This window comes from Bradyrhizobium sp. USDA 4474 (assembly GCF_054057515.1).
In genome coordinates this window covers 1-25,970 of the sequence record NZ_JBSRZJ010000002.1, presented here as the reverse complement: position 1 = coordinate 25,970, position 25,970 = coordinate 1, and the positions used below count along the sequence as shown (strand labels likewise).

Here is a 25,970-nt window from a genome sequence, read left to right as displayed (position 1 = left end):
TTTTTATAGCCTCGGGAAAGCAAGCGTTAAGCACACGCTCTAGTTGTGCGTAACGCTATCTTATCGATCAGCTCCGAAAACGACCCGACATCCTGTCGCGGGGAGGACGATGTTCGAGGTTGACTATTGCGATCAAGCCGGAGCGCAGCCACCGACGCCCGTCGGGTCGTTCAGCTGGTCCGAAGCAGCTCCAATCACGGCGCGGCGGCTCATCGCAGAAAGAGTGCGGCGCGAGTTCGAAGGTCGCTTCGAGCGCTTCGACGCGCATGTGGCGAACTGCGTGCCGAATGGTTGCGCCGAGATCGGGCGCCCGCGCGTTTGACGCTCGACGAAGTGGTTGAGGCCGCACTGCATGCGTTTTCGGCCAACCGCTTCCTTCTGCTCGTTGAACGCCAGCAGATCGTCAATCTCGACGCGCCATTTCCACTGACGTCGAAAAGCACCGTCGTATTCCTGCGCCTGACGCCGCTCAAAGGCGGCTATCCTGCACCAGCGGGTGCTGATGCGATCCTGCGCAAGCGCGGCTGGATCGCGGCGAGCCGCGTCGCCTACGACGAAAGATCGGACGCCAAGCCACGCTACTGCCCTCGCTGACCATTGCCGAGCGCTGTCACATCGCCGGCGATTGGTTGATCGTGGACGGGAAACGGACGACCTATCGCATTCACCTGGGCTCGGGAGCGAGCCAGCTCGCGGACAGCGGCCGGCACCTTTGCATGGTGCCCAAAGGCAGCGAGGACGAGCTGGATATTGTTCCTTCCGAAGGCGACCAGACCTTGTCGCTGATCCTCTCCAAGGCGATGCTGTTGGCTCAGGATGATCGTATCGAAGATCCCAGCATTCTCTCCCAACTTGCTGTGTGAGCGTACAGGCCCGCATCCTCGATTGCATGACGTGGCTGGAGATTAGTTTGAGCCTCATGAGGCCGAGCGATTTTTCCAAGCCATAAAGTCTCACTTGGAGTCCGAAACAAAGAGGCCGTGTGATATTGTACGCTCGACAACAGGGGGAAAGGCGCGATGAACGGGAGTAGGGCAGGCGAGCATGAAGGGGTGTCAGGGGAAGCTGTTGAAAGAAAGCTCAGATCAGAAAGGATACTTCAAGCCGAGGGCGTACCTTTCTTCGCCATGTTGCCCGTTATTGAGAGCACCGCCGAGGCGCTGAAACGGTCTAAGGAGGAAGTCGCGCTGCGCACTCTTTGTCTCCTTTTCGTTGCTGCAAAGGGCGAAGGACTTGATGAAGAATTAGCTGAACGACTTCTGGAATCATACGAGCTCCGGCCACATCTCACCCCCAAGGAACTGGCCTTCGCACTCGACAATTCCCCTTCGCAGCACGACCGGATTCAATTCACGTGGCGGCACGAAGCCGCGTGGACTCTGCTTTGGGCGTTGGGCTTCGTGGCCAGACTCGGCAGGCCAGCCCAGATTTGCGATGTGGAATTCGCGGCAAAGACAATGGCCGAGAGGACAACCTCTGAGTTCATTGAAGACTCCGAACTTCGTCCGATCGCGGACATTCTTGATCAGGCCGATCTCATCTACCGGTACCACTGGGCTGTTAGAAACGCTCGTATTAAAGGACAGGCGGTACCAGCAGCTCTCGATCCTGGCGTGACGGCAGAAAGACACCACGCCTTGAACTGGCTGATCGGATACAACGAACAAGCGTGGGATCACGTCACGACCGATACCTGATGCTCGCCTGCGGAAGGGTCCGCTTCCCGTGTTGTGGAGACTGCGCACAAAGCGCCTGCTAAAGGCAGCAAGCGCGCTGCGGTTCTTGCTAAGATAGCCCCTCCCGACGCAGCCGGATCCACTTCGAATGAACATCGACGCGCTCGCCCGAGAGATTAGCGCCGGCAAACCCGTCCGGTCGCTCCAGATGTCCGACGATCACTGGCCCGAGATCGATTGCAGCGGCATCTCATTTGCCGACTGCGTGTTCGAGCGGGTTCAATTCTCCAATGTCGTCTTTGAGGACGCGCGCTTTTCCAATTGCAGGTTCGTGTCGTGTCGCTTCTCGCACGGAGAGCTTTCAGGTACCCATTTCGAGAGCTGCAGCTTTGCCGGAGGTGATGGCAACCTCTGCAGCTTTGCCTTTAGCGATCTGCAACGGGCCACGTTCAAGGCGTGCGATTTGTCCCTGGCTTGCTTCGATCGAACCGAGCTTTTCGCAATCGAGATGCGCGATTGCAATCTCACGGGGGCGAAGTTCACGAAGGTCGACTTCAGTCGTGCTCTGAGCCGCAAGCAGATCGAGACGCGGGCGCGCTTTCTTGCCTGCAGGATGGACCTGGCCGAGCTCTTCGAGGTGAAACTCCCGGGTTGCAGCCTTGCCGGCAGCCGGCTCCGTGAAGCCGACTTGTCCGGCACCGACCCGATGGATGCGGACCTGACGGACTGCGATCTGTTCCAGGCCATCCTCGATGGCGTAAAGCTCGCCGGTGCTGACCTCACCGGTGCCGAGGTGAGCGGATTGAACCTGACGACGCTCGCCGACTTCGCTGGCCTGAAGATCAGCGACGATCAGATGTTTCGCCTGCTCGACGCCATGGGCGTATCGGTGCGCACGCGGGGGCGATGACACCGGCCACGGGCGGGGACCTCGCGATGATCACACCTTACCCCTGTTTTGCCCGACGCCGCAAGCAATTTTCGCAAAAGCCGAAACGACGAGTACCGACGTCCCGGCTACTGTGCATGGGGTTGTTTTGCAGATTTGCGTTGGGGACTAGATCGAGAAGCTGGTGCCGCAGCCGCAAGACGCCGTCGCGTTGGGATTGTTGACGCGGAACGAGGCGCCGATCAGGTCGTCGACGAAATCGACCTGCGATCCCGCCAGGAACGGCTGCGAGGCGGAATCGACCAGCACCACCGCGTTGTCCTGCTCGATGACGAGATCGTCGTCGGTGCGGTCGCGGTCGATGTCGAACTTGTACTGGAAGCCGGAGCAGCCGCCGCCCTCGACCGAGATACGCAGCATCGCGCCTGTGCCTTCGCCCTTGAGGATTTCCCCAATCCGGCGTGCGGCGCGGTCACTGATGGTCACGGCAGTCGTCATGTCTCATCTCCGGTCGTCCGCGTCATAGCCAATTCATTTGGTATCCCGCGTCGGGCATAGTTAAGTGCAAGGATACGCAGAATCAAATGGATAGGGACTAAATTCGTCGTGTCCGTCGGAATGGCAGCCCCCCGCGCACCCTATGCCTGCGACCCCGATCGCAGCCGCGGCCGGCTGGTCGCGGAGCCGCCGAGCCGGACCCGGAGCCCGTTCCGGCGGGATTGCGACCGGGTGATCCATTCCACCGCGTTCCGTCGCCTGAAGTACAAGACCCAGGTGTTCGTGTTCCACGAGGGGGACCATTACCGGACACGGCTGACCCATTCGCTGGAGGTGGCGCAGATCGCCCGGGCGCTGGCCCGGCAGCTTGGGCTGGACGAGGACCTCACCGAAACCCTGGCGCTGGCCCATGATCTCGGTCATCCCCCGTTCGGCCATGCCGGTGAACGGGCGCTGGACGCCTGCCTGAGGGATTTCGGCGGCTTCGACCACAACGCCCAGGCGCTCCGCGTCGTCGGCGCACTGGAGCATCGCTATCCTGAATTCGATGGGCTGAACCTGACCTGGGAATCGCTCGAAGGCATCGTCAAGCACAATGGCCCCCTGACCGATCGCAGCGGCGCGCCAACTGGCCGTTATCGCGAACACGGCGTTCCCGTCGGCATCGCCGACTACATCAAGACATACGACCTCGAGCTCTGGAGCTTCGCCTCGCTGGAAGCGCAGGTCGCGGCGATCGCCGACGACATCGCCTATGACGCCCACGATATCGACGATGGCCTGCGTGCAGGCCTGTTCCACCTCGATGACCTCAAGGTGATGCCGCTGACGGCGGAGATCATCGCCGAGACCTCAGCACATTACCCTGATCTCGAAGACGTCAGGCGCGGGGCCGAGCTGGTCCGTGAGCTGATCTCGCATCTGATCGGCGCGGTGTTCACAGAGGCGCAGAAGAACATTGCCGCCGTCAGGCCGCAATCGGCCCAGGACGTGCGCCAGCAGAATAGGGCGCTGATCGCGTTTCCGCCTGAAGTCGCCGAGGAGGAGGCCGCCATCAAGGGCTTCCTCTATGGACACATGTATCGGCACACCAGGGTCATGCGGGTGATGGCCGAGGCGGAGCAGATCGTGTTCGATCTGTTCGCGAAATACCTGACATCGCCGGCCGAGCTGCCGCCGGAATGGCTGGTCGGGGCGGAGGCCGACAATGAGGGGGAGCGGGCCCGCCGGATCGGCAATTTCATTGCCGGAATGACCGACCGTTTCGCCCTGACCGAGCATCAGCGGCTCTTTGACTCGACCCCGGATTTGCGTTAGGCGGCGGCCATGCCCGAGACATCCTCAAGCCCGCATTTGTTCGCCGACGTGCTCGCCCGCGTGCACGCCGCCTGCCGCGCACTCGCGATGGAAGCCAACTGGCCCGAGGGCATCGATTTCTCCCGCGTGGTGGTCGAGCCGCCGCGCGATGCCTCCCATGGCGACATGGCGACGAACGCCGCCATGGTGCTTGCGAAAGAGGCCAAGGCAAAGCCCCGCGACCTCGCCGAGCAGATTGCCGAGCGGCTCCGCTCTGATGCGCTGATCGCCAAGGTCGATGTCGCCGGTCCCGGCTTCATCAATCTGACGCTGCAGCCCACCGCCTGGGCCGAGGCGCTGCGGACGGTGCTGCGCGAGGGCGCCGATTACGGCCGTGTCCGCGGCGGCTCGAAGGTCAACGTCGAATACGTCTCGGCCAACCCGACCGGACCGATGCATGTCGGCCATTGCCGCGGCGCCGTGTTCGGCGATGCGCTGGCGAGCCTGCTCCAGTTCGGCGGCCACGACGTCACCCGCGAATATTACATCAACGATGCCGGCGCCCAGGTCGACGTTCTCGCACGCTCCGCCTTCCTCAGGTACCGCGAGGCGCTCGGCGAGGCCATCGGCGCGATCCCGGAAGGCCTCTATCCCGGCGACTATCTGAAGCCGGTCGGGCAGGCGCTCGCCAAGGAGCACGGTGATAGGCTCATCACCATGAGTGAGGCGCAGTGGCTGCCGACGGTGCGCGCCAAGGCGATCGCGATGATGATGGACGAGATCAAGGACGATCTCGCCGCCCTCAACATCCGGCACGATGTGTTCTTCTCGGAGCGCTCGCTGATCGAGACCGGCAACAACAAGGTCGCCGAGACCATCGAGTTCCTGAAAGCCAAGGGCGATATCTATGAAGGCCGCCTGCCGCCCCCGAAGGGTGCGCCAGTCGAGGACTGGGAAGACCGCGAGCAATTGCTGTTCAAGGCGACCGCTTACGGCGACGACGTTGATCGTCCGCTGATCAAGTCCGACAATTCCTACACCTACTTCGCCTCCGACATCGCCTACCACAAGAACAAGTTCGACCGTGGTTTTGCGGAGATGATCGACGTCTGGGGTGCTGACCACGGCGGCTATATCAAACGCATGCAGGCGGCGGTGAAGGCGACAACCTCGGGCAAAGGCTCGCTCGACGTCAAGATCGTCCAGCTCGTGAAGCTGCTGCGCAACGGCGAGCCGGTGAAAATGTCGAAGCGGAGCGGGGACTTCGTCACCTTGCGTGAGGTGGTGGATGAAGTCGGCCAGGACGCCGTCCGCTTCATGATGCTCTACCGGAAAAACGACGCGGTGCTTGATTTCGACCTCGCCAAGGTCATGGAACAGTCGCGCGACAATCCAGTGTTCTACGTCCAGTACGGCCACGCCCGTGGCCACTCGATCTTCCGCAACGCGCGGGCTGAGGTGTTCCCGGACCTGCCCGAGGATCCCGAGACGCGGATCGCGTGGCTCGGTGAGTCGGCCCTGGAACGGCTGTCGGACCCCGTCGAACTTGATCTTCTCAAGCGCCTCGCAATTTATCCGAGGATGCTGGAAGCTGCAGCCGGCGCCCACGAAGCCGCACCGTATCGCCTTTTATCTCTATGACTTAGCGAGTGAATTTCACGCACTTTGGACGAAGGGGCGCGATTTGCCCTATTTACGCTTCATTATCAATAATGATGCAGTTCTAACAAAGGCGCGACTGGCCATGGTCCAGGGCGTCGTCTCTGTCCTGGCATCGGGCCTCGCCATCCTCGGCGTCCATGCTCCGGACGAGATGCGGTAGTTTGGGGCGAACTACTTAACGGGAATTTCGGGGGGTTCCGGCAGAAGCCGGATCGCTTGGACTTGTTTGAAAGCCTTGTGGGTCGAAAGCCGCGCCTTGGTCGAGGGGCGCGCGGCTTTCCCGAAGGGACGCATCATCACGATGGCCGATCGATATCACGACAGACCGCTTCCTTCCGATGACTATGGTCGCGGAGCCGACCAGCATGGGAGGGCGGATAATGATCCCTTGGCCGAGCTTGCGCGCCTGATCGGACAGACCGATCCGTTCGCAGCCCAGGGCCGCCCGGCTGCAGCGGCAGCACCGGCGCAGGCCTATCAGCACGACGGTTATTCGCACGACGATGATCAGCCCGACTACGCTGAGCAGGCCGCGCCGCCTCAGCCGGGGCCGCCCTCATGGATGCGGCGTGCCAACGTGCAGCCGCAGCCCGCGCCCGAGCCTGACCATCCCGTCGCGGTGAATCCGGTTCATCCGCTGCATCGCTATGCGGCTCAGCCGGCTTCGCCCGAGCCGCAATATCGCCAGCCGCAGGCCTATCAGGACCACGCTTATCAGGATCAAGCCTATCGTCAGGAGCCGGCCCAGGCCTACGAGGCCCCGGAGCAGCCGGATCCGGCGCGTTACGATGATGCGCTTTATGGCCGGCTTGAGTCAGGCGAGCAGGATTTCCAGCGTGAGCCGGCCTATCCGGACGATCCTTACGCGTTCCAGAGCGACTATGCCGAAGCCGATGTCGACGAGCCCAGGAAATCGCGCGGCGGCATGATGACCGTTGCTGCGATCCTTGCTCTCGCTGTGGTCGGAACCGGTGCGGCCTTCGCCTACAAGACCTATATCGGCTCGCCCCGTAGCGGCGAGCCGCCCATCATCAAGGCCGACAATACGCCGACCAAGATCATACCGGCGCCGTCGGACTCCTCCGCGAAGGTGCCGGATCGCATGGTGACAGGTGACGGTGGCGAGAAGATCGTGCCGCGCGAGGAGGCGCCGGTCGATGTCAACGCCAAGGCTGCCGGTCCCCGCGTGGTATTTCCGGCGCTGAACCAGAATGCAAACCCGCCGCCGGTGGCGAGCGTGTCGCCATCCAATGTTCCGGCGCCGGGCGCCGGTCCGGTTCCGAGTAACGGCACGATGCCGAACAATGCGCCGCGCACAATCAAGACGGTGGCGGTGAGGGGCGACCAGACCGACAGCGCCGCGCCGCAAGCCGCAGCTCCGCCCCCGGCCAAGCCGGCGGCGGCGCCGAAACCGGCCGCTGCGCCGCGTATGCCGCCGACCTCTGCCAACGCCAGCGTCAACCAGCCGCTCTCGCTGGCACCACAAGCTACGCCGTCCGAGCCGCCGCAGCGCATGGCTGCGACCGCCCCGACGCAGATTGCGCCTGCGGCCAGTGGCGGCGGCTATGTCGTGCAGGTGTCCTCGCAGCAGAGTGAGGATAGTGCGGCTGCGTCCTACCGGGTGCTCCAGAGCAAATATGGCAGCGTGCTCGGCGGCCGTTCGCCGGTCATCAAGCGGGTCGACCTGACTGACAAGGGCAAGGGCATCGTCTACCGCGCCTTCGCCGGGCCGTACGGGTCGGCCGAGGAGGCGGTGCAGGCCTGCAACAATCTGAAGTCTGCTGGCCTGCCGTCCTGCTTCGTCCAGAGGAATTAGCGGCCGTTTCCTTGACCCCCTCTTGGGGCAGGGTTAATCGGCCCTATGAGCACGCGGGCCTTCATTACCGGCGTATCCGGAACGGAACTGACCGCCGCCGAGCGGGCGTTTGTCCGTGCCGAAAGTGCACCGGGTGCGATTCCCTTCAGGCTCAGCTTCGAGATTTCGCCCCAAGTTGCAGCTTCTCTTTGGGAATTGACAGGGCCGACTGATCCCGCTGGCCTCAGCATTCCCGTGGATGGCGCCGCCGAGCGGGTCCATCCGTCGACGACTTCTGCGACAATGATTGCTCAGGTGATTCGCAGCGCAATCGGGTTCCAGGATTTGTTGACGAGTAATGACGGGCCGATGAAGGCGTTAGTGGGAAGCATTGGCGAGCGAAGTCGCGCCAAGTCCAGAGCCGGCACGCCGCTTCACAGCAACGACAATGCGGAACTGGACGCATTGACCGCAAACACGGCATCCGCATGACCGCAGAAATTCTATCGTTTGAGACCGGCCGGCCCGCAGAGCTCGCCGAGGGCGAGCCGGCGTTGGTCGTGGACGTCGAGGGCTATGAAGGCCCGCTCGACCTGCTGCTCGCGCTGGCTCGGCAGCAGAAGGTCGACCTCGCCAAGATCTCGATCCTGGCACTGGCCGATCAGTATCTCCATTTCATCGAAGCTGCGCGAAAGATCCGGCTCGAGCTTGCGGCCGATTATCTGGTGATGGCAGCCTGGCTCGCCTTTCTGAAGTCGCGCCTCTTGCTGCCTGAGCCGCCGAGCGCCGAGGGGCCGAGCGCCGAACAGATGGCGACGGCGCTCGCCAACCGTCTGCGCCGCCTGGAGGCGATTCGCGAAGCGGCCAACCGGCTGATGAACCGGCAGCAATTGCTGCGCGACATTTTTCCGCGCGGCGAGCCCGAGCAGATCGCCGAGATCCGGCATCCGAAATACACCGCGACGCTGTACGACCTGCTCACGGCCTATGCCTCGCAGCGCCAGTCCCGCGTGCTGGCGAGCGTGCATCTGGCCAAGCGCACGGTGTGGTCGCTGGCCGAGGCGCGCGCCACGCTGGAGCGGCTGGTCGGCAGCATCACCGAGCAGGACGACTGGAGCGTTCTCGATGATTTCCTGATCCGCCACGTCGCGGATCCGACACAGCGCGCGACGGTGTTCGCCTCGAGCTTCGCCGCCGCGCTCGAGCTCGTGCGTGAAGGTCAGCTCGAGCTGAACCAGAAAGAGGCGTTTGCGCCCATCTATTTCCGGAAGGGGCGCCCGAAACCGGTCATGGACGCAGCTCCTGCGCCCGATGCGCCGGTCGGCTAAGTGCAAGAAGGAGAAGCTGCCATGGCAAGCCTGGCTGAAGTGCGGGTAGAAGAGGCCGAGCCGATGGAGAATGAATCCCAGGCGCGTCCCGAAGAATTGCGGCTGCTGGAAGCGTTGCTGTTCGCCTCGAGTGAACCGCTGGATACCGCGACGCTCGCCAAGCGCATGCCCGAGGGCGTCGACGTGAAGGCGGCGCTCGAGCAGCTCCAGGCCGACTATGCCTTGCGCGGCGTCAACCTGGTGCGGGTCGCCAACAAATGGACGTTCCGCACCGCCGGCGACCTCTCCTGGCTGATGACGCGCGAGAGCACCGAGACCCGGCGCCTGTCGCGCGCGGCCATCGAGGTGCTGGCGATCATCGCCTATCACCAGCCGGTGACGCGCGCCGAGATCGAAGAAATCCGCGGCGTGGTGACCTCGAAGGGCACGCTCGACGTGCTGCTGGAGACCGGCTGGATCAAGCCGCGTGGCCGTCGCAAGACGCCGGGCCGTCCGCTGACCTTCGGAACCACCGAGGATTTCCTGTCGCAGTTCACCCTGGAACAGCTCGGCGATCTGCCGGGGCTAGAGGAGCTGAAGGGCACTGGCCTCCTGGATTCGCGTCTGCCGACCGGATTCAGCGTGCCGACGCCGTCGGATGACCCGCAACTGCGCGAGGACGAGGATCCGCTGGAACCCGGCGAGGAGCTCGATCTGGCCTTGGCGCCTGCGGTCGAGCCCGAGACGCCGCCGGAAGGCGGCAATGAGGGCGGCGAGGGCGGGAGCGAGGAGTAATCCTCCGGCCTTCGACAGGTCCCCTGCGACCAGTTAACAACTAGCAAGATTACGTAGCGCCAACAGCGAATTGGCGGTGCCTTGGTCCTTGTTTTTGGCGCCTGCGAAGCCTACGTTCCGGTCAAGATCGGCCGGTCCCCGGCCATGCGCGTTTGGAGGGTTGCAGGATGGGTTCACTTAGCATTTGGCACTGGATCCTGGTGATCGCAGTGGTCCTGCTGCTGTTCGGCCGCGGCAAGATTTCGGATCTGATGGGCGACGTGGCTCAGGGCATCAAGGCCTTCAAGAAGGGCATGCAGGACGACGACAAGCCCGCCGAGAAGCAGGAGCCCTCGAAGTCCATCGAGCACAATGCCGCGCCGACTGCGGCACGGTCCGACGTCGGCAGCAAGGCCGTCTGAGCCAGGAGCACGCGAGACGCGGGAAAACGGCCCCGATCCTGCGCGTGAGGGATTGGGCCGATCGTGGCTACGCGTGAACGGAAGACGTCATGTTCGACATCGGCTGGAGTGAGCTGGTTCTGATCGGGGTCGTGGCCCTGGTCGCCATTGGCCCGAAAGAGCTGCCGGGCGTGCTGCGCATGGTCGGTCAATGGATGGGCAAGGCCCGCAAGATGGCCGCCGAATTCCAGGGCCAGTTCCAGGAAGCGATGCGCGAGGCCGAGATGGCCGACCTCAAGAAGAGCTTTGACGAGGTCAAGGAAGCCGCTGCCGGTTTCACGAGCGGTGGCCTGATGACCTCGCTCCAGAAGGACGTCAGCGACGCACTCCGCGTCGATGCGCTCGACAAGCCGGCCGAGACGTCGACGACGACTTCCGTCGAACCACCGGCCACGCCCACGACGCCGGAAGCCCCGACGCCAGAGACTTTCGTGGAAGCCGAGGGACACGCGGCGGTGAATGAGCCGCTCGCCATTGTCACCGAGGTAGAGCAGACATCGGTTGCGCAGGACACTGCACCCGAACCGATCAAGGACGCCAAAGCGTCATGAGCGACGCCGATATCGAGGCCAGCAAAGCTCCGCTGATGGACCATCTGATCGAGCTGCGTTCGCGGCTGATCAAGGCGTTGCTCGGCTTCGGCGTGGCCTTCATCTTCTGCTTCTTCTTCGCCAAGCAGATCTACAACGTTCTGGTCTGGCCGTTCGTGTGGGTCGCAGGCGCGGAGAACTCGAAATTCATCTACACTGCGCTGCTGGAATATTTCATCACCCAGCTCAAGCTCGCGCTGTTCGGTGCCGGCTTCATCTCGTTCCCGATCGTCGCCACCCAGATCTACAAGTTCGTGGCGCCCGGCCTCTACAAGCACGAGAAGCAGGCCTTCCTGCCGTATCTGATCGCGACCCCGTTCTTCTTCGTGCTCGGCGCGGCGTTGGTGTATTTCGTCGTGCTGCCGATGCTGGTGCGCTTCTCGCTCGGCATGCAGCAGATGGGCGGTGACGAGACCGCGCAGATCCAGCTCCTGCCCAAGGTCGGCGAATATCTCTCGCTGATGATGTCGCTGATCTTCGCCTTCGGCATCGCCTTCCAGCTGCCGGTGATCCTGACGCTGCTCGGGAGGGTCGGCATCATCACGTCGAAGATGCTGCGCGACAAGCGCCGCTATTTCATCGTTCTGGCTTTCATCATCGCCGCAGTCCTGACGCCGCCTGATATCCTCAGCCAGTGCTCGCTCGCGATTCCCCTGCTGGCGCTCTATGAGGGCTCAATCATCGCGGTGTCGATGGTGGAGAAGAAGGCGGCCGCGTCGAAGGCGGCCACCGCCACCGATGTGTCGACGCCGGCCAATCCGGCGGAGTAGGGCGGCCAGTTCCGGTGTCATTCCCCGCGAAAGCTGGGAATCCAGTAGGCCGCAGCCCAGCGGCGAATTACTGCCGTCTCTGGAATACTGGATCGCCCGCTTTCGCGGGCGATGACAGCTGTGCTAGGGGGGAGCGCGCCAACGCAAACTGACAACGTTTTCCGTTGTATGTTTACGCGCTGACCCCAGGACCGCTGCCATGCACGACATCAAATCGATCCGCGACAATCCGCAAGCGTTCGACGCCGGTCTCGCCCGGCGCGGCCTCAAGCCGTTGTCGGCGTCGCTGCTCGCGATCGATGAGCGTCGGCGTGCGGCGATCCTGGCGGCGGAGCAGGCGCAGGCGCGCCGCAACGCGGCCTCGAAGGAAATCGGCGACGCCAAGAAGGCCAAGGACGAGGCGCGCGCGGCGAAGCTGATGACTGAGGTCGCCGAGCTCAAGATCACCATGCCGGAGCTCGAGGCTGCCGCGAAAGCGGCTGATGAGGAGCTGGCCAAAGAGCTGTCCGCGATCCCGAACATTCCATTCGATGAAGTGCCCGATGGTGTCGACGAGCATGACAACGTCCAGCATCACGTGTTCGGCGCCAGGCGCAACTACGGTTTCGCTCCGAAGCTGCATGACGACCTCGGCATTGCGCTTGGCTGCATGGATTTCGAGGCTGCGGCAAAGCTCTCCGGCGCGCGCTTTGTTGTGCTCAAGAAGGGGCTGGCGCGCCTTGAGCGCGCGATCGGCCAGTTCATGCTCGACCTGCACACGACCGAGCACGGTTACACCGAGATCAACCCGCCGCTGCTGGTGCGCAATGAAGTCATGTTCGGCACCGGGCAGATGCCGAAATTCGAGGACGACCAATTCTGGGCGATCAAGGGCGACTTGCTGGATTCGCCCGATCATGAGCGGCTGAAGACCGAGCGCCTCGGCCTGATCCCGACTGCCGAAGTCCCGCTCACCAACCTCGCGCGTGAGTCCATCCTCGACGAGAAGCAGCTGCCGATGCGGCTCACTGCGCTGACGCCGTGCTTCCGCGCCGAAGCAGGCGCTGCCGGGCGCGATACCCGTGGCATGATCCGCCAGCATCAGTTCACCAAGGTCGAGCTGGTCTCGATCACGACGCCCGAGACCAGCAAGGACGAGCTGGAGCGGATGCTGTCCTGTGCCGAGCAGGTGTTGCAGAAACTCGACCTGCATTATCGCGTGATGACGCTCTGTGCAGGAGATATGGGATTTTCGTCGCAAAAAACCTACGACATCGAGGTGTGGATGCCCGGGCAGGGCGAGGGCGGCATGTTCCGGGAGATCTCGAGCTGCTCGGTGTGCGGCGACTTCCAGGCGCGGCGCATGGATGCGCGCTCGCGCGGGCCGGACGGCAAGCCGCGCTTCGTGCACACGCTGAACGGCTCGGGCACGGCGGTCGGCCGCGCGCTGATCGCTGTGATGGAGACCTATCAGCAGGAGGACGGCTCGATCGCGGTCCCCAGCGTGCTCCAGCCCTATATGGGCGGCGTGAAGGCGGTCGCGCGCGAGTAAAAATTCGTGTTGCCCATCTGAAACGCAGAAACGTTTGGTTGCGAAGATCGGGCGGCCGGCTATCCTGACGGCTGCCCGCGAACGCGACACCAACCGTCCATGGCCTTGCACCACGATATCTTCTGGATCGGCCGACAATGGGCGGTAACAGGTGCCGGCGTCCAGGCCGTCGACCAGCGTTTGCGTGGCGTGCTTGATATCGACATTGCGCGTCTTTGGGACGAGGGCCTGGTGCAGAGCCGGCGGGCGAAGCCCGGGGTCAATGCCGAGGACTTCGACAAGGCGCTGACGATGGCGCGCGAGCGTTTCCCCGAAACGCCAGTATCTGCGCCGCTCCTTGCGCAGCTGAAGACGCCCGGCGTGATTGAGACCCCGGTCGTGCGCCCGGTCGCGCCTGCGATGCAGCTGCGCGTTGAGGGCAGGCTCGCTCGCTTCCTGCCGCAATGGCGAGTCCGCCGCTGAAGGGAATGGCTCGATTGCTGCGCTGCGGCAATGAACGTCGGCGCGGGTGAGGTCTGCGCCGAAGCCGGTTTGCCTGATCGGTCCCAGCCGGATAAGACGGCCTCACTCCAGATCAGGAATCGACCTCCGGCATGCGCATTCTCTGCACCAATGACGACGGTATCCACGCTCCCGGCCTCAAGGTCGTGGAGGAGATCGCACGCGCGCTGTCGGACGACGTTTGGGTGGTGGCGCCCGAGCTCGATCAGTCCGGGGTGTCGCATTCGCTGTCGCTGAACGACCCGTTGCGCCTGCGTGAAGTTGGGCCGCGGCACTTCGCTGTGCGCGGCACCCCGACCGACTGCGTCATCATGGGCGCGCGCCATATTCTCGGTGCGCAGCTCCCCGACGTCGTGCTCTCCGGGGTCAACAAGGGCCGCAACGTTGCCGAGGATGTGGTCTATTCGGGCACCATCGCCGGCGCGCTCGAAGGCACCATTCTGGGCATCCCGTCATTTGCGCTGTCGCAGGAATTCAGCGTCGAGACGCGCGATAGGCCGCAATGGGACACCGCGCGCAAATTCGGTCCCGATATCTTGCGCAAGGTGATCAAGGCCGGCATCCCGAAGGACACCGTCATCAACGTCAACTTCCCGTCCTGTGCGCCGGAGGATGTGCTCGGCATTCGTGTCACGCGACAGGGCAAGCGTAATCTCGGTTTCCTCAGGATCGACGAGCGCAGGGACGGCCGCAACAACCCCTATTTCTGGATCGGCTTTGAGCGCACGGTGATGATGGACACGGCGGCCGAAGGCACTGACCTGGCAGCGCTGCGCGAGCATTATGTCTCGGTCACGCCGCTCCGGCTCGATCGTACCAACGAAGCGTTTTCCGAAGAGCTGAGCGCGACACTGAAGTAAAGGCGCTTGCTACTAGCGGCTAGCCGCCGCGAAGCGCGGCTTCGATGGTCTTGCCGAGCGCGTCAAGCTGAAACGGTTTCTGAAGCGCCGGACGGTCCCGATATTGCTCGGGCAGGCCCGACGAGCCGTAGCCGGTCGCGAAGATGAAGGGGCAGCCCTTGGCCTGGATGACGTCGGCGACCGGCGAGATGACCTTGCCGTTGACGTTGACGTCGAGGATGGCGATGTCGAACTCGGTCGCCTGCGCCAGCCGCATTGCCTCCGTGATATCTCCGGCTTCGGCCGCGACCTTGTAGCCGAGCTCTTCGAGCATATCCGCCACCATCATTCGGATCATCACCTCGTCCTCGACGAGGAATACAGAGCGGCCGGAAAGCCCTGTCGCGGTCATTGTCGTTGCGTCCTTGCCCATTCCCGAAAACGTTCGCAGATAACGCTTATCGACGCAATGCGCGTTTCGGCCAAACCATACTTGAAAATGGCCGCGCGGCTTGTCCGCTGCAAGCCGATTTGTGGTCAAATGCCGGGATAGAACACTATATGGGTTCCTGAGCCGGAACAAGATTCCAGCCCGGATACTGGCGCCGAGCCGTCATCCGGGTCCCTGACGAAGATGGTACAGCCCGCGATGACCTCCAATCAGCGCCCGCCGGAAAAGATGATGTTTCAGCTCACGCTGAGGCGTCGCGGCATCAGCGATCAAACCGTGCTGCGGACGATGGAGGAGGTGCCGCGCGAGATGTTCGTCGAGGCCTCTGATCGGGACGGCGCCTATCGCGATAGCGCGCTGCCGATCGCCTGCGGGCAAACCATCAGCCAGCCCTTCGTCGTCGCCTACATGACCGAGCAGCTTCAGCTCCAGAAGAACCACCGCGTGCTCGAGATCGGCGCGGGCTCCGGCTATCAGGCTGCCGTGCTCTCGAAGCTTGCGCGCGAGGTGCTGACGGTCGAGCGCTACCGCAAGCTCGCGGATGCCGCGCGCGCCCGGCTTGAAAAGCTGGACTGTCACAATGTCGAGGTGATGCTCGGCGACGGCCTCAATCTGCCTGCAAATATCGGCCCCTTCGACCGCATCATCGTCACCGCCGCGGTGGAGCAAATTCCAGAGAACCTCATCGAGCGGCTCGAAGTCGGCGGCATCCTGATCGCACCGGTGGGGCCGCATCAGGGCGTGCAGACGCTGACACGTCTCAAGCGCAGCGAGGCCGGGATCGAGCGCAGGCAACTCGTCGAGGTCCGTTTCGTGCCGGCACTGCCTGGCGTGGCGCGGGAGCTGTAGAATTCCGGATCGGCAACGCATCCAACATCTTATTGGGAGGGTTAAGCCGTTATTTACTCGGCGCGTGTTTACTTAAAACACCAGTTCTGTTGCGTACGAGTGAGTAACCATGTCAGTTGTCGCCGAGTTGCTTTACTCGCGCCGCGTACCGCAGGTCGCGGTGCTGGCGCTGATCTCCTTTGGTTTCGCAGGGTGCAGCGCCGACATGTCGTCGCGCCTGTCCCAGTCGAACTTCTCCAACCCCTTTGAATCGACCGGTTCGGTGCAGCAGGCCGCGCCGCCGCAGCGCGAGCTGCCGCAATATGCCCGGCCGCAGACCCAGCAGGGCTACTATCAGTCACAGCCTTTGGCGCCGGCGGTTGCCGCACCGCAGTCCTATCCGGTTGCAGCGGGTGGCGGCGTCTCCGGAGGCGGCCGCGGGCTGGGCTCCTACACGCCGCCCGCGCAGCCGCGTCTCGAAGCCACGGGCACGGTGCCGCAGCGCTCTGTGGTGGCTGCGCAGCCACCCGGAGGGACCAGGATCATCGTCGGCACCAGCGACACGCTCGACGTGCTCGCCAAGCGCTATCACGTAACTCCGCAGGCGATCCTCGCCGCCAACGGCTACAAGGGTCCGCGCGCGCTCTCGCCTGGTCAGCAGCTCGTCATCCCGCATCCCGGTGCTGTTGCAGCCGCACCGGCGCCCGCGATGACCCCGGTTGCCGCGGCTCCCGCGATGGCGCCGAGGCCGGTCGCAGCCGTGGCCGCGCCGTCGAGCTTCCACTTCGTCAATCACGGCGACACGCTCGCGAGCATCGCACGCAAGAACCACATCTCCGCCGCCGAACTCGCTCGCGCCAACGGTCTCGATCCCTCGACCAAGCTCAAGCTCGGCACCAAGCTGACCGTGCCGGGCGCCAGGACCGCGGCTGTCGCTGCGCCGCTGGCTCCCGCGCCGGTCGCCGCGGCACCGGTTGCGGCTGCTTTGCAGCCGGTCGCTGCCGCTCCCGTGCCTGCTACCAAGATGGCCGCTGTTGCCCAACCGGCGCAGAGCGCGCGCCTCGCCCAGGCCACCGCCAATATCGACGAGAAGCCCGCTGCCGAGGCGCCGGCGAAAGCGGCGGAGACCACGAGCTCCCTGCCGACCTTCCGCTGGCCGGTGCGTGGCAAGGTGATCACGAGTTACGGCGCCAAGACCAACGGCAAGTCCAATGACGGCATCAACGTTGCGGTGCCCGAGGGTACGCCGGTCAAGGCGGCTGAAGACGGCGTCGTTGCCTATTCCGGCAACGAGCTGAAAGGTTACGGCAATCTGGTCCTGGTTCGGCACGCCAACGGCTACGTCACCGCATATGCCCATGCGAGTGAGCTGTTGGTGAAGCGCGGCGATACCATCAAGCGCGGTCAGGTCATTGCCAAGTCGGGTCAATCCGGAGAGGTGGCATCACCGCAGCTCCACTTCGAGATCCGTAAGGGATCGAGCCCGGTCGACCCGCTTCAGTTCTTGAATGGGGCGTGAGGCTTACCTCACTCCGTCGCTCTCTCCGCAAGAACGCTGTTGTCGCCCGCCTTGTGCGGGCGATTTCATTTCTGGGAGCGCGAGGGCCGGCGTGGCCTACTTCGCCGTGAGCTTCACGCCGAGTCGTCCGGCCAGCTCCTGCACGAACTGCCAGGCGACCCGGCCCGAGCGCGAGCCGCGCGTGGTCGACCATTCCAGCGCTTCGCGCTCTAGCGCCTCGCCGTCGACCTTGATGCCGAAATGGCTGCAATAGCCCCCCACCATGGCGAGATATTCGTCCTGGCTGCAGCGGTGGAAGCCGAGCCAGAGACCGAACCGATCCGACAGCGAGACCTTTTCCTCGACCGCCTCGCCCGGATTGATCGCGGTCGAGCGCTCGTTCTCGATCATGTCGCGCGCCAGCAGATGGCGGCGGTTGGAGGTGGCGTAGAGGATGACGTTCTCGGGCCGCCCCTCGATGCCACCTTCGAGTACAGCCTTGAGCGATTTGTAGGAGGCGTCATTGCCATCGAAGGAGAGGTCGTCGATGAACACGATGAAGCGGAAGTCGGCGTCGCGGAGTTTCTCCATCAGCATCGGCAGCGTTTCGATATCCTCGCGGTGGATCTCGATGAGCTTCAGCCTGTCGGCGGGCTTCCGGTCGGCGTTGATGCTGGCATGCGCCGCCTTCACCAGCGAGGACTTGCCCATGCCGCGCGCGCCCCAGAGCAGGGCGTTGTTGGCGGGCAGACCGCCTGCAAAGCGCTCGGTGTTCTCCATCAGGATATCGCGCATCCGGTCGACCCCCTTGAGCAGAAACAGCTCGACGCGGCTGACCCGGGGCACCGCCGCGAGGCGGCCGTCCGGATGCCAGACATAGGCGTCCGCCTGCTTGAACGACTCGCGTTCGGCGGCCGGCTTACCCTGGGCGGCGAGGTGGGTCGCAATCGTCTCCAGCGCGCGGACGATGCGCTCCTGGGTGAGGTCCGGGGTTGCCTGGAGGGAGGTTTTTTGGACCACCTTGGGGCGTTTTGCCGCGACCTGGGCGGCCTTCGTGGCAGGGGTACGGGGGCCTTTGCCGGCCGGGCTTTTGCTTGGTTTTTTGGGCATGTCCGAAGTTCCTGAGAATGCAGCCTTATCGAGCCTGGGGGCGCGCCGCAAGGTGGCGAAAAGGGCGGTCTGGCAGCGTTGCAATTGGGGCGGTGGTCGCTATAGTCCGCGCGAATTTGACCGAACCGGTCGCCGCAAGGCCTGACCGGCTTCCCCCGTTTCCACGAGGATCGTCCGAATGCTGATTTCCCCTGCGTATGCCCAGGCCGCGGGCGCCGGTGACACCAACAGCATGTTGATGTCGCTGCTGCCGTTCGCCCTGATCTTCGTGATCATGTACTTCCTGATTCTGCGTCCGCAGCAGAAGAAGGTGAAGGACCACGCCGAACTCGTGAAGAACATCCGCCGCGGCGACACCGTCGTGACGTCAGGCGGCCTGGTCGGCAAAGTCACCAAGGTGGTCGATGACGACCAGATCGAGTTCGAAATTTCCGACGGCGTCCGCGTGCGCCAGATGCGCTCGATGATCTCGGGCGTGCGCGCCAAGGGCGAGCCGGCCAAGGACAGCGCGAAGGAAAGCGCCAAGGACGACGCCGCGGCGAAGTGAGCGCTTTGCCGCGAGCACCTCAAATCTCCTGATCTGACAGGTCCAGTCGATGTTGTATTTCACGCGGTGGAAGGCGCTCGGGATCATCCTGACAGCGCTGATCGTGTGCCTCTGCGCGGTCCCGAACTTCTTCCCCGAGGCGCAGGTCAAGACCTGGCCCACCTGGGCGCAGCGGCGCCTGGTTTTGGGTCTCGACTTGCAGGGCGGCTCCTCTCTGCAGCTCGAGGTCGACTCCAACTATGTGAAAAAGGAAAAGCTCGACCAGATCCGCGACGACGTCCGTCGCGTGCTGCGCGAAGCCAAGATCGTCTACACCGGTCTCGTCACGAAGAGCGATGCCGTCGAGGTGCGCGTCAAGGACGCGGACACCCAGACGGTGCTGGCCAAGTTGCGTGAGCTTGCGCAGCCGATCGGTGGCCTTATGGGGTCCGGCGGCCAGCGCGACATCGACGTCTCGGATGCCGGTGGCGGATTGATCCGCCTCAGTATTCCGGAGTCGGCGATGATCGAGCGTTTGCGCAAGACCATCGAACAGTCGATCCAGATCGTCGAGAAGCGTGTCAACGAGCTCGGCACCGTCGAGCCGATCATCCAGCGTCAGGGTAACGACCGCATCCTGGTGCAGGTGCCGGGATTGCAGGATCCCACCCATTTGAAGGAACTGCTGGGCAAGACCGCCAAGATGGAATTCCGCATGGTCGATCCCTCCGTGCCGCCGGACCAGGCGCAGCAGGGTGGGTTGCCGCCGGACACCGAGTTCCTGCCGGCAGCCACCCCGCCGCCGTCCGGCTACGTGGTCAAGAAGCAGGTGCTGGTTGCGGGCGGCGATCTGACCGACGCCCAGGCGACCTTCGACCAGCGGACCAATGAGCCGGTCGTCAGCTTCAAGTTCAATACCTCCGGCGCGCGCAAGTTCGCGCAGGCCACGCAGGAGAACGTCGGGGTGCCCTTCGCGATCATCCTCGACAACAAGGTGATCTCGGCGCCGGTCATCCGCGAGCCGATCACCGGCGGCCAGGGCCAGATCTCCGGCAATTTCACCGTGCAGTCGGCCAACGACCTCGCGATCCTGCTGCGCGCCGGCGCGCTGCCTGCGCCGCTTACGGTCGTGGAGGAACGCACGGTCGGTCCGGGCCTCGGCCAGGACTCGATCGACAAGGGTGAGCTCGCGGCCTATGTCGGCTCGATCATGGTCGTCGTCTTCATGCTGTTGACGTACCGGCTGTTCGGCGTGTTCGCCAACATCGCGGTGACGATCAACGTTGCCATGATCTTCGGCCTGCTGTCGCTGCTCAGCGCCACGCTGACGCTCCCCGGCATCGCCGGCATCGTGCTCACCGTCGGCATCGCGGTCGACTCCAACGTGCTCATCTACGAGCGCATCCGCGAGGAGCTGCGCGGCGGGCGAAGCCCGATCTCGGCAATCGACGCAGGCTTCAAGCGGGCGCTTGCCACCATTCTCGACTCCAACATTACCACCTTCATCGCCGCTGCAGTGCTGTTCATGATCGGCACCGGTCCGGTCCGCGGCTTCGCAGTGACGCTCGGCATCGGCATCATCACCACTGTGTTCACCGCATTCACCATGACCCGTCTGATCGTGGCCTGGTGGGTGCAGTGGAAGCGGCCGAAGACTGTGCCGATCTGATGATTCGAGGCCGACTGTGACCACCACTCAAATCGTTCTCATTTCTCTCGGCGTCCTGATTGCCGTGCTGACCGTGGTCAGCGTGCTCGGCCTGCTGCCGTCGCTGCGCATCGTCCCGGACAACACGCATTTCGACTTCACGCGCTTTCGCCGCATCAGCTTTCCGATCTCGGCCGCGCTGTCGATCGTTGCCATCACGCTGTTCTTCACGCATGGCCTGAACTTCGGCATCGACTTCAAGGGGGGCACCTTGATGGAGGTGAGGGCCAAGTCGGGGTCCGCCGATCTCGCGCAGATGCGCGCGACCCTTGGCAGCCTCGGCCTCGGCGAAGTTCAGCTGCAGCAATTCGGCAGCGCCGCCGACGTGCTGCTTCGCGTGGCCGAGCAGCCGGGCGGCGACAAGGCCCAGCAGGAAGCGGTGGACAAGGTTCGCGGCGCCCTCGGCGAGTCGGTCGAATATCGCCGCGTCGAGGTGGTGGGCCCGCGTGTCTCCGGCGAGCTGCTGGGGTGGGGCATGGCCGGCCTGATGCTCGCAATCGGCGCGATCCTGGTCTATCTCTGGTTCCGCTTCGAATGGCAGTTCGCGCTCGGCGCCATGATCGCCAACGTGCACGACATCGTGCTGACCATCGGCTTCATGTCGATCAGCCAGGTCGATTTCGACCTGACCAGCATCGCGGCGCTCCTGACCATTCTGGGCTATTCGCTCAACGACACCGTCGTCATCTATGACCGCATCCGTGAAATGCTGCGGCGCTACAAGAAGATGCCGATGCCGCAGCTGCTGAACGAATCCATCAACTCGACGCTGTCGCGCTCGATCATCACCCACTTCACGGTGACGCTGGCGCTGCTGGCACTGCTGCTGTTCGGCGGCCATGCCATCCACAGCTTCACGGCCGTCATGATGTTCGGCGTGGTGCTGGTCGGTACCTACACCTCGATCTTCATCGCGGCGCCGATTCTGATCTATCTCGGCGTTGGCGAGCATCGCGAGGATGCGAAGGAAGCGGCTCCGCCGGCGAAGAAAATCAAGGCATGATCCGAACCGCTTGCCTTCGCATGAGTTTGCGAGGGTAGTCAGCTCATTCGGACGAGGCTCATGGCCGGCGATCCCAACGCTCCTCATTTCCCGCGCTCCGCGCCGATCGAGGCCTATGGCAAGGGCGGCTTTGCCTTCGCCGGCATGTCGCATCGCGGATCGCTGCTCTGCCTGCCCGACGCGATCTGGGCCTGGGACGTGACCGATCCCACCAAGATCGACCGCTATTCGCTGGATCGGGTTTTCGCCGCCGCCAACAGCATCGATACGCTGCTGGTCGGGACCGGAACCGGCGTCTGGCTGCCGCCACCGCAGCTGCGCCAGGCGCTGAAGGCGGTGAGGGTGGTGCTGGATACGATGCAGACCGGCCCCGCCGTTCGCACCTACAACATCATGATCGGCGAACGGCGCCGCGTCGCGGCTGCGCTGATTGCCGTGCCATGAGCAGCGCTGCGACGCCGGCCGACAGCGTGACCTTCTGCGCCGATCTCGTGCGCAGCCACGATTTTCCACGCTATGCGGCGACGCTGTTTGCACCCGCTGCCGAGCGTCGCGCGCTGCTGGCGCTCTACGCCTTCAATGTCGAGATCGTCCGCGTCCGAGACCAGGTGAGCCAACCCTTGCCAGGCGAGATCCGCTTTCAATGGTGGACCGATCTGCTCTCGGGCCTTGTCCATGGCAGCGCCGAGGGCAATCCGGTGGCAGCGGAGCTGTTGCGCGCGATCCGCGATTTTGACCTGCCGGTCGAGCCGTTGTCGCTGCTCGTCGACGAGCATCAGTTCGATCTCTACAACGACCCGATGCCGACCATGACGGCGCTCGAGGGCTATCTGGCCGCGACCTCTTCGGCGTTGTTTGTGCTGGCCGCCCGGATCATGGGCGAGGTTTCGGAAGCGGCCGAGCACCTCGCGCGCCACGCGGGGCTGGCGCAGGGCATCGCGCAGGTGATCGCAAACCTGCCGCGGGACTCGTCCCATCGTCAATTGTTTCTGCCGCAGCAATTCCTGGCCAGCCATGGCTGCGCCATGGAAGACGTGTTCGCCGGCAAGCAGACGCCCAACCTCCATGCCGTGCTGGACCAGCTCATCGGCGAAGCCCGGCAGCATCTGGCGATGGCCTCGTCGCTGCTGGCGCAACTGCCGCCCTCGGTGCGGCCGGCGTTCCTCCCGTTGAGTCAGGCGCGGTCTGATCTCGATCGCCTGTCGCGGCCCGGGCGCAATCCTTTCGCGCCGCAGCCGGTATCGCGGCTACGCGCGCTATGGACGCTGTGGCGGGCGTCACGATCGCCGGAATTTACCAAATAGCATTTGGCGTATCGCCGGGACCGGCCAAATGCTCTATGCTGTCCCATGGCTGAGATGTCCCAAACCGCAATCCCCGATCTGGGCGGCTTTCCGGTTACACCGGCCGACGTTCACGCCGCCGCTGCGACCATTCACGGCGCCGTCGTCGATACGCCCTGTAGCTACAGCCGCACGTTGAGCAGCATCTGCGGCTGCGAGCTCTGGCTCAAATTCGAAAACCTTCAATTCACCTCCTCGTTCAAGGAGCGCGGCGCTCTCAATCGCCTCACTGCGCTGACCGCGGAAGAACGTGCGCACGGCGTCGTCGCAATGTCGGCAGGCAACCACGCGCAGGGCGTCGCCTATCACGCCAAGCGGCTCGGCATTCCCGCCACGATCGTGATGCCGGTGGGCACGCCGATGGTGAAGGTCGAGAACACCAGGCACCACGGCGCCGAAGTGGTCGTCACGGGGGCGACCCTGGAAGAGGCGGCTGCGTTCGCGCGGAGCCACGGCGAAGCACGCGGCATGATCTTCGTCCATCCTTACGACGATCCGCTTGTCATCGCGGGCCAGGGTACGGTCGGTCTGGAGATGCTCAAGGCCGTGCCGGAGCTCGATACGCTGGTCGTTCCGATTGGCGGAGGCGGCCTGATCAGCGGCATCGCCATCGCCGCCAAATCGATCAAGCCGTCGCTGCGCATTCTCGGCGTCGAGGCCTGGCTCTATCCTTCCATGTACAACGCCATCCATGGCGGCAATCTGCCGGCGCGCGGCGATACGCTTGCCGAAGGCATCGCTGTCAAATCGCCGGGCAAGATCACCAGTGAAATCGTCCGCAGTCTCGTCGACGACATCGCGCTGGTGAACGAAGCCGAGCTCGAGCGCGCGGTTGCGACCCTGATCTCGATCGAGAAGACGGTCGTCGAGGGCGCCGGTGCTGCGGGCCTTGCGGCGATCATGTCCGATCCCTTGCGCTTTGCCGGCGAGAAGGTCGGTCTTGTGCTGAGCGGCGGCAATATCGACACCCGGCTGATCGCCTCGGTGCTGACGCGAGAACTCGCGCGCGAGGGACGGCTGACGCAGCTCTCGCTCGATATTCCCGACAGGCCCGGCCAGCTCGCGGCAGTGGCTTCGCTGCTGGCCGAGGCTGGCGCCAACATCATCGAGGTCTCGCACCAGCGGACCTTCTCCGACCTGCCGGCCAAGGCGACGCTGTTGCAGCTCGTCATCGAGACGCGCGACAGTGCCCATCTCGATGACGTCATGGCCAAGCTGAGTGCCTCTGGACTGAGCGCGCGGTGCACCTGAACAGCGCTATCGCGCTGCGAGCTCCGCGAGGTGGTCGATTAAGCGATCGATCTCGGCTTCAGTGTTGTAGTAATGCGGGGAGGCGCGAACGACCACCGGCAGCGCCCGGACTTCCGCGTCGATGCGGGTGCTCGACGGATGCGTGGCGCCGATGGTGATGTCGGCCGCAGCGGCGCTGCTGACGATAGTGTCGGCCTCACGGCCCTCCATCGTGAAGCTGACGATCGCGCCCGGCGCATGACCGAGGTCGCGAATGGTGATGCCCCTGATCGCGGCGAGACCGCGGCGGAGACGGTTCGCAAGCAAGCGGCAGCGCCGCTCGATCGGGTCGAGGCCGATCGCAAGAGCATAGTCGACGGCAACGCCGAGCCCAAGGCGGGCCGCGTAGTTGTTCTCCCAGGTCTCGAACCGGCGGGCGTCGTCGCGGAGCTGATATTGGTCGCGCGAGACCCATGGCGCCGCAAAATGGTCGATCATCGGTGGCTCAAGTCGCTGCAGCAGCTCACGGCGGACATAGAGAAAGCCGGTGCCGCGCGGTCCGCGCAGGAATTTGCGACCCGTGGCGGACAGCATGTCACAGCCGATGGCTTCGACATCGACCTGCATCTGACCGACTGCCTGGCAGGCATCGAGCAGATAGGGAACGCCGTGCGCCCGCGCGATTTTGCCGATGGCTGCGGCTGGATTGACGAGCCCGCCATTGGTCGGAACCCAGGTGATCGCAATCAGCTTCACGCGATGATCGATCATGCGTTCGAGCACATCGACATCGAGCTCGCCGCTTGCGTCGCTCGGCACGATCTCGATGACGGCGCCGGTTCGCTTGGCGACCTGGAGCAACGCCACATAGTTGGCGGCGTACTCGGCCTCGGCGGTCAGGATCCGATCGCCGGCGCAGAACTGCAGCGCATAGAATGCCATCTGCCAGGCTACCGTTGCGTTCTCCATGAGCGCAATCTCGTCCGGCGCGGCGTTCAGCAAACGCGCGACCGAGCCGTAGATCGCATCGAGCCGATCAGATTCGCGGTCGGCGGCCGCATAACCTCCGATCTCGCTCTCCAGATCGATATGCTGCTTCATCGCCGAGACGACGGCCGCCGGCATGAGCGCCGCGCCTGCGTTGTGCAGATAGGCAAGCCGGGAGACCGCCGGGGTGTCGGCACGAAGTCGGTGGATGTCGATCAAGTGGGCTTCCCTCTCGCAATCCTGCTGAATGGATTAGACGCGCTGGGGAGGGCGAGCAAGACGGGGGCGCGAGGAACGGGCTTGGCTTGGCTTCGCCTCAGATGCAGAGGCCGAGCAGCTTGATGTGGCAGTTGCTGGATTTGGGCTTGCTTGCGGGCACGGTCTCGCGTCTCAGGGCGACCAGCGGTTCGGTATCCTTCTTGCCTTTTCCCGGCTTCGGCTCGTAATCGCCGGCAATCACCATGGCCCAATAGGTGCGCTTGCCGCTGGCATTCTTCGCGCTCGCGATTCCGACGCGGGAGGCGTTGTGGAGCAGCAGGTTCTTGCGGTGCCCGGACGAGTCGATCCACTGTCCCAGCGTCTTCTCGAAATTGTCGTAGCCATAGGCGATGTTCTCGGCGGCGCGGCCCGCACCTGACGGTGCGACGCGCTTGTTGAACGGGCCGAGGGCGTCGTGGCTGAGATCATCCTTGGCCGC

The 25,970-nt window shown here is 64.0% G+C and carries 29 protein-coding genes and 1 pseudogene; 25 read left to right on the top strand and 5 right to left on the bottom strand.

Going from position 1 to position 25,970, the window contains the following annotated elements; all coding sequences use genetic code 11:
- Positions 1-109 precede the first annotated feature (109 nt).
- The 5 genes from ACVW16_RS01775 to ACVW16_RS01755 all read left to right on the top strand — a co-directional run bounded on the left by ACVW16_RS01775 (position 110) and on the right by ACVW16_RS01755 (position 2,586).
- Positions 110-322, top strand: a complete 213-nt coding sequence (locus tag ACVW16_RS01775; RefSeq protein WP_456735230.1) for a hypothetical protein — start codon at positions 110-112, stop codon at positions 320-322.
- Positions 319-594, top strand: a complete 276-nt coding sequence (locus ACVW16_RS01770; RefSeq protein ID WP_456735229.1) for a hypothetical protein — start codon at positions 319-321, stop codon at positions 592-594. The genes ACVW16_RS01775 and ACVW16_RS01770 overlap by 4 nt, the downstream gene beginning before the upstream one ends.
- A 35-nt stretch (positions 595-629) precedes the next feature.
- Positions 630-863 (top strand): DUF7737 domain-containing protein, encoded by a 234-nt coding sequence (locus tag ACVW16_RS01765; RefSeq protein ID WP_456735228.1) that lies wholly within the window; start codon positions 630-632, stop codon positions 861-863.
- A 156-nt stretch (positions 864-1,019) separates the two neighbouring features.
- Complete coding sequence (locus ACVW16_RS01760; protein ID WP_456703701.1) at positions 1,020-1,697, top strand: DUF4272 domain-containing protein; 678 nt, start codon at positions 1,020-1,022, stop codon at positions 1,695-1,697.
- Between the two features lie 127 nt (positions 1,698-1,824).
- Positions 1,825-2,586, top strand: a complete 762-nt coding sequence (locus ACVW16_RS01755; RefSeq protein ID WP_456703700.1) for a pentapeptide repeat-containing protein — start codon at positions 1,825-1,827, stop codon at positions 2,584-2,586.
- A 147-nt stretch (positions 2,587-2,733) separates the two neighbouring features.
- On the opposite strand, the gene erpA is transcribed toward ACVW16_RS01755, so the two are convergent.
- Entirely contained in the window at positions 2,734-3,063 is a 330-nt protein-coding gene (gene erpA, locus ACVW16_RS01750; RefSeq protein WP_027559340.1) for an iron-sulfur cluster insertion protein ErpA, read from the bottom strand.
- A gap of 120 nt (positions 3,064-3,183) precedes the next feature.
- Here erpA and ACVW16_RS01745 point away from each other — a divergent pair, with 120 nt between their 5' ends.
- The 12 genes and pseudogenes from ACVW16_RS01745 to surE all read left to right on the top strand — a co-directional run bounded on the left by ACVW16_RS01745 (position 3,184) and on the right by surE (position 14,610).
- Positions 3,184-4,380 (top strand): deoxyguanosinetriphosphate triphosphohydrolase, encoded by a 1,197-nt coding sequence (locus tag ACVW16_RS01745; RefSeq protein WP_456703699.1) that lies wholly within the window; start codon positions 3,184-3,186, stop codon positions 4,378-4,380.
- A gap of 9 nt (positions 4,381-4,389) precedes the next feature.
- Positions 4,390-6,181: pseudogene (gene argS, locus ACVW16_RS01740) on the top strand (arginine--tRNA ligase).
- Positions 6,182-6,322: 141 nt separating this feature from the next.
- The gene (locus ACVW16_RS01735; RefSeq protein WP_456738174.1) at positions 6,323-7,837 is read left to right on the top strand and encodes an SPOR domain-containing protein; all 1,515 of its coding nucleotides are present in this window, start codon (positions 6,323-6,325) and stop codon (positions 7,835-7,837) included.
- 45 nt (positions 7,838-7,882) lie between these two features.
- Positions 7,883-8,308 (top strand): hypothetical protein, encoded by a 426-nt coding sequence (locus ACVW16_RS01730; RefSeq protein ID WP_456802226.1) that lies wholly within the window; start codon positions 7,883-7,885, stop codon positions 8,306-8,308.
- Positions 8,305-9,144 (top strand): segregation and condensation protein A, encoded by an 840-nt coding sequence (locus ACVW16_RS01725; protein WP_456703695.1) that lies wholly within the window; start codon positions 8,305-8,307, stop codon positions 9,142-9,144. Before ACVW16_RS01730 ends, ACVW16_RS01725 begins: the two co-directional genes overlap by 4 nt.
- Before the next feature lie 21 nt (positions 9,145-9,165).
- The gene (gene scpB / locus ACVW16_RS01720) at positions 9,166-9,918 is read left to right on the top strand and encodes an SMC-Scp complex subunit ScpB (RefSeq protein ID WP_456703694.1); all 753 of its coding nucleotides are present in this window, start codon (positions 9,166-9,168) and stop codon (positions 9,916-9,918) included.
- Between the two features lie 167 nt (positions 9,919-10,085).
- Positions 10,086-10,319: a twin-arginine translocase TatA/TatE family subunit gene (locus ACVW16_RS01715; protein WP_027529733.1), complete on the top strand. Its 234-nt coding sequence runs from the start codon at positions 10,086-10,088 to the stop codon at positions 10,317-10,319.
- An 89-nt stretch (positions 10,320-10,408) separates the two neighbouring features.
- The gene (gene tatB / locus ACVW16_RS01710) at positions 10,409-10,909 is read left to right on the top strand and encodes a Sec-independent protein translocase protein TatB (RefSeq protein WP_456735225.1); all 501 of its coding nucleotides are present in this window, start codon (positions 10,409-10,411) and stop codon (positions 10,907-10,909) included.
- Positions 10,906-11,718, top strand: a complete 813-nt coding sequence (gene tatC, locus ACVW16_RS01705) for a twin-arginine translocase subunit TatC (protein ID WP_456735224.1) — start codon at positions 10,906-10,908, stop codon at positions 11,716-11,718. The genes tatB and tatC overlap by 4 nt, the downstream gene beginning before the upstream one ends.
- 199 nt (positions 11,719-11,917) lie before the next feature.
- A complete protein-coding gene (gene serS / locus ACVW16_RS01700; RefSeq protein WP_456735223.1) occupies positions 11,918-13,249 on the top strand; it encodes a serine--tRNA ligase in 1,332 nt (443 codons plus the stop codon).
- 99 nt (positions 13,250-13,348) lie between these two features.
- Complete coding sequence (locus ACVW16_RS01695; protein ID WP_456735222.1) at positions 13,349-13,711, top strand: hypothetical protein; 363 nt, start codon at positions 13,349-13,351, stop codon at positions 13,709-13,711.
- A gap of 131 nt (positions 13,712-13,842) precedes the next feature.
- Positions 13,843-14,610, top strand: a complete 768-nt coding sequence (surE, locus tag ACVW16_RS01690; RefSeq protein ID WP_456703690.1) for a 5'/3'-nucleotidase SurE — start codon at positions 13,843-13,845, stop codon at positions 14,608-14,610.
- A 19-nt stretch (positions 14,611-14,629) separates the two neighbouring features.
- Here the strand turns inward: surE and ACVW16_RS01685 are convergent, their stop codons facing one another.
- Positions 14,630-15,001, bottom strand: a complete 372-nt coding sequence (locus ACVW16_RS01685; RefSeq protein ID WP_456703689.1) for a response regulator — start codon at positions 14,999-15,001, stop codon at positions 14,630-14,632.
- A 237-nt stretch (positions 15,002-15,238) separates the two neighbouring features.
- On the opposite strand from ACVW16_RS01685, the gene ACVW16_RS01680 reads away from it, so the two are divergent.
- Positions 15,239-15,889 (top strand): protein-L-isoaspartate(D-aspartate) O-methyltransferase, encoded by a 651-nt coding sequence (locus ACVW16_RS01680; protein ID WP_456735221.1) that lies wholly within the window; start codon positions 15,239-15,241, stop codon positions 15,887-15,889.
- A 109-nt stretch (positions 15,890-15,998) separates the two neighbouring features.
- Positions 15,999-17,387 carry a peptidoglycan DD-metalloendopeptidase family protein gene (locus tag ACVW16_RS01675; protein WP_456735220.1) on the top strand — a complete coding sequence of 463 codons (1,389 nt, stop codon included), beginning with the start codon at positions 15,999-16,001 and terminating at the stop codon, positions 17,385-17,387.
- 96 nt (positions 17,388-17,483) lie between these two features.
- Here the strand turns inward: ACVW16_RS01675 and ACVW16_RS01670 are convergent, their stop codons facing one another.
- A complete protein-coding gene (locus ACVW16_RS01670; RefSeq protein ID WP_456735219.1) occupies positions 17,484-18,476 on the bottom strand; it encodes an ATP-binding protein in 993 nt (330 codons plus the stop codon).
- Positions 18,477-18,654: 178 nt separating this feature from the next.
- Here ACVW16_RS01670 and yajC point away from each other — a divergent pair, with 178 nt between their 5' ends.
- Genes yajC through ACVW16_RS01640 form a run of 6 tightly spaced genes read left to right on the top strand, consistent with a single transcriptional unit; the run spans position 18,655 to position 24,307 of the window.
- Entirely contained in the window at positions 18,655-19,023 is a 369-nt protein-coding gene (gene yajC, locus ACVW16_RS01665) for a preprotein translocase subunit YajC (RefSeq protein WP_456703685.1), read from the top strand.
- A 49-nt stretch (positions 19,024-19,072) separates the two neighbouring features.
- The gene (gene secD / locus ACVW16_RS01660) at positions 19,073-20,671 is read left to right on the top strand and encodes a protein translocase subunit SecD (RefSeq protein WP_456703684.1); all 1,599 of its coding nucleotides are present in this window, start codon (positions 19,073-19,075) and stop codon (positions 20,669-20,671) included.
- A gap of 16 nt (positions 20,672-20,687) precedes the next feature.
- Positions 20,688-21,713, top strand: a complete 1,026-nt coding sequence (gene secF, locus ACVW16_RS01655; RefSeq protein ID WP_456703683.1) for a protein translocase subunit SecF — start codon at positions 20,688-20,690, stop codon at positions 21,711-21,713.
- A 60-nt stretch (positions 21,714-21,773) separates the two neighbouring features.
- Positions 21,774-22,157, top strand: a complete 384-nt coding sequence (locus tag ACVW16_RS01650; protein WP_092229326.1) for an Mth938-like domain-containing protein — start codon at positions 21,774-21,776, stop codon at positions 22,155-22,157.
- Positions 22,154-23,017, top strand: coding sequence for a phytoene/squalene synthase family protein (locus ACVW16_RS01645; RefSeq protein ID WP_456735218.1), 864 nt, complete (start codon positions 22,154-22,156; stop codon positions 23,015-23,017). The genes ACVW16_RS01650 and ACVW16_RS01645 overlap by 4 nt, the downstream gene beginning before the upstream one ends.
- Positions 23,018-23,062: 45 nt before the next feature.
- Positions 23,063-24,307: a threonine ammonia-lyase gene (locus ACVW16_RS01640; RefSeq protein WP_456703682.1), complete on the top strand. Its 1,245-nt coding sequence runs from the start codon at positions 23,063-23,065 to the stop codon at positions 24,305-24,307.
- A 6-nt stretch (positions 24,308-24,313) separates the two neighbouring features.
- Here ACVW16_RS01640 and ACVW16_RS01635 read toward each other — a convergent pair whose 3' ends face one another.
- Together ACVW16_RS01635 and ACVW16_RS01630 are read right to left on the bottom strand one after the other, a co-directional pair.
- A complete protein-coding gene (locus tag ACVW16_RS01635) occupies positions 24,314-25,492 on the bottom strand; it encodes an aminotransferase class V-fold PLP-dependent enzyme (protein WP_456735217.1) in 1,179 nt (392 codons plus the stop codon).
- 97 nt (positions 25,493-25,589) lie between these two features.
- On the bottom strand, positions 25,590-25,970 hold a 381-nt coding region (locus ACVW16_RS01630; protein WP_456802225.1), incomplete at its 5' end, for a CAP domain-containing protein.

Coding starts and splice junctions, on each gene's coding strand:
- ACVW16_RS01775 (WP_456735230.1), top strand. CDS start 110: ATGTTCGAGGTTGACTATTGCGATCAAGCCGGAGCGCAGCCACCGACG.
- ACVW16_RS01760 (WP_456703701.1), top strand. CDS start 1,020: ATGAACGGGAGTAGGGCAGGCGAGCATGAAGGGGTGTCAGGGGAAGCT.
- ACVW16_RS01755 (WP_456703700.1), top strand. CDS start 1,825: ATGAACATCGACGCGCTCGCCCGAGAGATTAGCGCCGGCAAACCCGTC.
- erpA (WP_027559340.1), bottom strand. CDS start 3,063: ATGACGACTGCCGTGACCATCAGTGACCGCGCCGCACGCCGGATTGGG.
- ACVW16_RS01745 (WP_456703699.1), top strand. CDS start 3,184: ATGGCAGCCCCCCGCGCACCCTATGCCTGCGACCCCGATCGCAGCCGC.
- ACVW16_RS01735 (WP_456738174.1), top strand. CDS start 6,323: ATGGCCGATCGATATCACGACAGACCGCTTCCTTCCGATGACTATGGT.
- ACVW16_RS01730 (WP_456802226.1), top strand. CDS start 7,883: ATGAGCACGCGGGCCTTCATTACCGGCGTATCCGGAACGGAACTGACC.
- ACVW16_RS01725 (WP_456703695.1), top strand. CDS start 8,305: ATGACCGCAGAAATTCTATCGTTTGAGACCGGCCGGCCCGCAGAGCTC.
- scpB (WP_456703694.1), top strand. CDS start 9,166: ATGGCAAGCCTGGCTGAAGTGCGGGTAGAAGAGGCCGAGCCGATGGAG.
- ACVW16_RS01715 (WP_027529733.1), top strand. CDS start 10,086: ATGGGTTCACTTAGCATTTGGCACTGGATCCTGGTGATCGCAGTGGTC.
- tatB (WP_456735225.1), top strand. CDS start 10,409: ATGTTCGACATCGGCTGGAGTGAGCTGGTTCTGATCGGGGTCGTGGCC.
- tatC (WP_456735224.1), top strand. CDS start 10,906: ATGAGCGACGCCGATATCGAGGCCAGCAAAGCTCCGCTGATGGACCAT.
- serS (WP_456735223.1), top strand. CDS start 11,918: ATGCACGACATCAAATCGATCCGCGACAATCCGCAAGCGTTCGACGCC.
- ACVW16_RS01695 (WP_456735222.1), top strand. CDS start 13,349: ATGGCCTTGCACCACGATATCTTCTGGATCGGCCGACAATGGGCGGTA.
- surE (WP_456703690.1), top strand. CDS start 13,843: ATGCGCATTCTCTGCACCAATGACGACGGTATCCACGCTCCCGGCCTC.
- ACVW16_RS01685 (WP_456703689.1), bottom strand. CDS start 15,001: ATGACCGCGACAGGGCTTTCCGGCCGCTCTGTATTCCTCGTCGAGGAC.
- ACVW16_RS01680 (WP_456735221.1), top strand. CDS start 15,239: ATGACCTCCAATCAGCGCCCGCCGGAAAAGATGATGTTTCAGCTCACG.
- ACVW16_RS01675 (WP_456735220.1), top strand. CDS start 15,999: ATGTCAGTTGTCGCCGAGTTGCTTTACTCGCGCCGCGTACCGCAGGTC.
- ACVW16_RS01670 (WP_456735219.1), bottom strand. CDS start 18,476: ATGCCCAAAAAACCAAGCAAAAGCCCGGCCGGCAAAGGCCCCCGTACC.
- yajC (WP_456703685.1), top strand. CDS start 18,655: ATGCTGATTTCCCCTGCGTATGCCCAGGCCGCGGGCGCCGGTGACACC.
- secD (WP_456703684.1), top strand. CDS start 19,073: ATGTTGTATTTCACGCGGTGGAAGGCGCTCGGGATCATCCTGACAGCG.
- ACVW16_RS01650 (WP_092229326.1), top strand. CDS start 21,774: ATGGCCGGCGATCCCAACGCTCCTCATTTCCCGCGCTCCGCGCCGATC.
- ACVW16_RS01645 (WP_456735218.1), top strand. CDS start 22,154: ATGAGCAGCGCTGCGACGCCGGCCGACAGCGTGACCTTCTGCGCCGAT.
- ACVW16_RS01640 (WP_456703682.1), top strand. CDS start 23,063: ATGGCTGAGATGTCCCAAACCGCAATCCCCGATCTGGGCGGCTTTCCG.